The sequence below is a fragment of the Dokdonella sp. genome (genome assembly GCF_039926425.1).
Classification (GTDB): Bacteria; Pseudomonadota; Gammaproteobacteria; order Xanthomonadales; family Rhodanobacteraceae; genus Dokdonella_A.
On record NZ_JBDSWZ010000283.1, the window covers coordinates 1 to 4,232 of the forward strand.

4 protein-coding genes and 1 pseudogene are annotated in these 4,232 nt (G+C 63.9%); all 5 read right to left on the minus strand.

All coding sequences use genetic code 11. The features are described 5' to 3' along the window. Nucleotides 1-458 (minus strand): annotated as a pseudogene (gcvT, locus tag ABIV12_RS16190) (glycine cleavage system aminomethyltransferase GcvT); the annotation flags it as partial. Between the two features lie 183 nt (nucleotides 459-641). After that, the gene (locus ABIV12_RS16195; protein ID WP_348061233.1) at nucleotides 642-1,094 is read right to left on the minus strand and encodes an NfeD family protein; all 453 of its coding nucleotides are present in this window, start codon (nucleotides 1,092-1,094) and stop codon (nucleotides 642-644) included. A gap of 50 nt (nucleotides 1,095-1,144) precedes the next feature. Then, nucleotides 1,145-2,122, minus strand: a complete 978-nt coding sequence (locus ABIV12_RS16200) for an SPFH domain-containing protein (protein ID WP_348061235.1) — start codon at nucleotides 2,120-2,122, stop codon at nucleotides 1,145-1,147. 74 nt (nucleotides 2,123-2,196) lie between these two features. Beyond that, nucleotides 2,197-3,537, minus strand: a complete 1,341-nt coding sequence (locus ABIV12_RS16205; protein ID WP_348061237.1) for an ATP-binding protein — start codon at nucleotides 3,535-3,537, stop codon at nucleotides 2,197-2,199. A 122-nt stretch (nucleotides 3,538-3,659) separates the two neighbouring features. Beyond that, nucleotides 3,660-4,232 (minus strand): sigma 54-interacting transcriptional regulator (locus ABIV12_RS16210; protein ID WP_348061239.1); only part of this gene is annotated, 573 nt, incomplete at its 5' end.

Sequence of the window (4,232 nt, forward strand, 5' to 3'; positions counted from 1 at the left end):
CGCGCATTCGGACCCTGCACCGCGATCATCGCGAAGTCGGGACGCTCGGTCACGGCGACCTCGAACGCTTTCGCCTGGCGTTCGATCCACGCGAGGTCCTTGTCACGCGTCGATGCGTTCACGACCACGCGGAAGAATGCTTCGTCGAGGAAGTACACGATCAGGTCGTCGATCACTCCACCCTGCTCGTTCAACATGCACGAATAGAGCGCCTTGCCCGACACCTTGAGCTTGTCGATGTTGTTCGCGAGAAGATGCCGCAGGAATTGCCTGCAGCGCGCACCGTTGAGATCGACCACGGTCATGTGGGAGACATCGAACATGCCCGCGTCGCTGCGCACCGCGTGGTGTTCCTCGATCTGCGAGCCGTAGCTGATCGGCATGTCCCAGCCGCCGAAGTCGACCATCTTCGCGCCGAGTGCGCGGTGGGTGGCGTTCAAGATGGTGCGCTGGGTCATGGCGATGCCGATCGGAAAGAGGCACGCATTATCGCGGTCGGCGCAGGGCATTCCAACCACTGTACCGAGCGTGCGGAGTGCGCGCGCCCGCGTTGCGTGCGATTGGACGACGCAGAACGAAGGCAGTCGTCAGGCGACACGTGGACGCCGACCCGCGCGCGATCGGCGCGATGAGTGGCGACGCTAGAGCGGCTGTCGATGGGCCTTGACCGCGAGCGTCGTGCCTTCGACGCGGATGACTTCCACTTCGCTTCCAACCGGCAGATCCGGACCTTCCGCAAGCCACGTCCCGTCGCCGACGCGCACCTTGCCGCGGCCGTCGACAATCGCATCGCAGAGCACAAATCGCTGACCGACCATTTGCGCGCCGCGCTTGTTGAGCAACGGCTGGTCGTTTCGCTGTTCGGCAAGTGGACGCAGATATTTCCAGTAGACCAGGCACGCGGCGATCGAGCAGACCGCAAACAACGATGCTTGAACAAGCGCCGGCATTCCGGGAACCACCAGCATCACGAGTCCGACGAGACCGGCGGCAATACCGATCCACAGCATGAAGTAGCCCGGCACCAGCATCTCGACGCCGATCAGCACCAGCGCGAGCAGCCACCAGCCGTAGTTGTTGACGAGATTGTCCATCGTGTCCATCCACTCAGTGACGAGGTTGGCCCGGGTTCAGACGTCCGCGGTCAGCGGGGAATCTGCGGAGCCGGGGGCGGATTGCCGCGCGTCGGCGCAGCGACTCGTGGCGCCTGCTGATCGGCGAACGCATTCTTCGCCAGTTCGGCAATGCCTGCGAGCGACCCCAGGATCCCCGTCGCCTCGATCGGCAGCAGGAGCATCTTCTGGTTCGGAGAATCGGCCATCGCCTTCAATGCCTCGATGTACTTGTTGGCGACAAAGTAGTTGAGCGCGTTGACGTCGCCATTGACGATCGCAGCGGACACCACCTGCGTCGCCTTGGCTTCCGCTTCGGCCGAACGCTCGCGCGCTTCGGCTTCGCGGAACGCGGCTTCCTTCTGGCCTTCCGCGGCGAGGATCACCGACTGCTTCTCGCCTTCGGCCTTGAGGATCGCCGCCTGGCGGAATCCTTCCGCGTCGAGGATGTTCGCGCGCTTCTCGCGTTCCGCCTTCATCTGTCGCGCCATCGAATCGACCAGGTCACGTGGCGGCTGGATGTCCTTGAGCTCGATGCGGGTGACCTTCAGACCCCACGGATGCGTCGCTTCGTCGACGACGCGCAACAGCTTGGCATTGATCTCGTCGCGCTTGCTGAGGCTCTCGTCGAGATCGAGCCCGCCGAGCACGGTGCGGATGTTGGTCATGATCAGGTTGATGATCGCGATTTCGAGCGTCGACACTTCGTACGCAGCCTTGGCCGCATCGAGTACCTGGTAGAACACGACGCCATCGACCTTGACGACCGCGTTGTCCTTGGTGATCACGTCCTGCGATGGAACGTCGAGCACCTGCTCCATCATGTTGATCTTGCGGCCGACGTTCTGCATCACCGGAATCAACAGGTGAAAACCAGGCTCTAGCGTGTGCGTGTACTTTCCCCAACGCTCGACTGTCCACTCGAATCCCTGCGGCACGATGCGCACGAGCTTGTACAGAACGATGAAGGCAACCGCGACGACGACGATCGGCAGAGCACCCAGACCCATAACGCACTCCCTTTGCAGCGAATGCGTGAAGTATAGGCAATGCGTTGGTTGCGTGCCGCCGCGACGCTTCGGCGTTACGTCGATTCGGGCTTCTGCGCCACGACGTGCTCGCCCTGCGGCAGCACGAATGTCACGACGAGCCCGCCGTCGCGCCGGTTCGCCAACTGCACGCGTCCGCCGTGCGCTTCCGCGATCTCGCGCGCGAGTGCGAGTCCGAGTCCGGATCCCGCGCGCTTCGTCGAATAGAAGGGCAACAATGCGTTTGCAAGCACAGTGTCGGTCATGCCACTGCCGCGATCCATCACGTCGATCCGGATTTCGCGCGACTGCTGCTGCACGCCGAGTTCGACGGTTTCCCCGGCGCCTCCGGATTCGTGCGCGTTCTTCAGCAGATTGATCAGCACTTGTTCGACCTGCGCACGGTCGAACCAACCGGCCGTCGACGGCAGCGGACCAGCAAGCACGAACGCGTAATTGCGGGACAGGCCGTCGACGAAAGGAGCCCAGTCCACAGCCTCCGCACGTGGCAGAGGCAGCTTTGCAAAGCGCGCGTAACCCTGGATGAAGCCTTCAAGGTGACGCGTGCGCTCTTCGATGGTGTCGAACACGATCCCGAGACGCGTCATGTCGCCGAGCCGGGCGAGTTCCCGGCCGGAATGCGACAGGGAGCGGATCGGGCCGAGCGAATTGTTCAACTCGTGGCTGATCACCCGGATCACCTTCTTCCATGTCGCCACTTCCTGGCGCGCAAGTTCGCGGGTAAGCCGCTTGATCTGATAGAGGCGATGCGGACGACCCTGCAACTTGAACGCGCGCTGCGACAGATGGAACGTTTCCTCTTCGTTCTCGAACGGAACGGTGAAAAGGCTGTCGACTTCGCCAGCGATGGCTTGTGCCAGCGGTGCCGGCGCAGTCTCGACGATCGCGTCGAACCGTTCCCCATTGAACGGTCGCCCAGCGTTGAGCAGCTGGCGCGCGGCGAGGTTTGCGTAGACGACGTGCCCGCGCTCCTCGACAAGAACCAGTGCAGTGGGCGTGTTCTGCACCACCGTATCGAGCAGCAGCTCGCGTTGGAACAGATGCTGGCGTTCCTCGCGCAACACGCGTCCGAGTTCGTTGTGGGCGTCGACCAGATCGCCCACCTCGTCACCGCGACGTCCGCCGATCGAGAAGCTGAAATCGCCGTCGCGGAATGCGGTGACACTTCCGGACAGCGCGCGCATCAACGCGGCGACCGGACGCGCGAGCGCGCGAGCGAACACAAGCGCAGGGACCCCGAGCGCCAGCACGGCGATGCCAGCACCGTACCAGGGCGACTGGAACCACAGCGTCGCCCAAGCGCCGAGCACTGCTGCCGTGATCATCGCGACGAACAGTGCCGCGGCGAGTTTGCCTTCGAGGGAAAGGAGTCGCACGGGAGAAGAGGGCCGTTGGTCGGGCGTTCGCGACGCAGGAATGCACGCCATTGTAGGCCGCACGCGTTGTTTGCGGCCGGCGTGTGCGCACGGAAGAGCGCCGGCCGCACAGAGCGTCCGGCCTACTTCGCGCCGGCGCCCTGCTCCACGCCGAGCTTGTCCATCCGTCGATAGAGGGCCTGACGCGACAGCCCCAGTTCGGATGCCGCCTGGCTGATGACCCCTCGCGCGTTCTTCAACGCGGCTTCGATCATCTCGCGGTCGGGCTCGGCGTCGGGTGCGATGCGGCCGTTTCCTGTTCGAACCGCGACAAGGCCGAGATCACGTGCGGTGATGACGCCGCCCTGGCACAGCAGCGCTGCACGCTGGATCGCGTTCTTCAGCTCGCGCACATTGCCGGGCCAGCCGTGGTTGACCAACGCGACGCGCGCGGAGTCGTCGAACGCGGCGGCACCGTCGAGGAAATGTTCCGCCAGCGGCAGAATGTCGTCGCTGCGTTCGGCCAACGGCGGCAGACGCAGTTCGATCACATTGAGCCGATACAGCAGGTCTTCGCGAAAACGTCCGTCGCGGATCATCACCGGCACGTCGGCATTGGTCGCGCTGATCACGCGCACCTTGACCTTGCGCGTCTTGCTCGAACCGATGCGCTCGAACTGCCCGCTTTCCAGCACGCGCAGCAGTTTGGCCTGGCC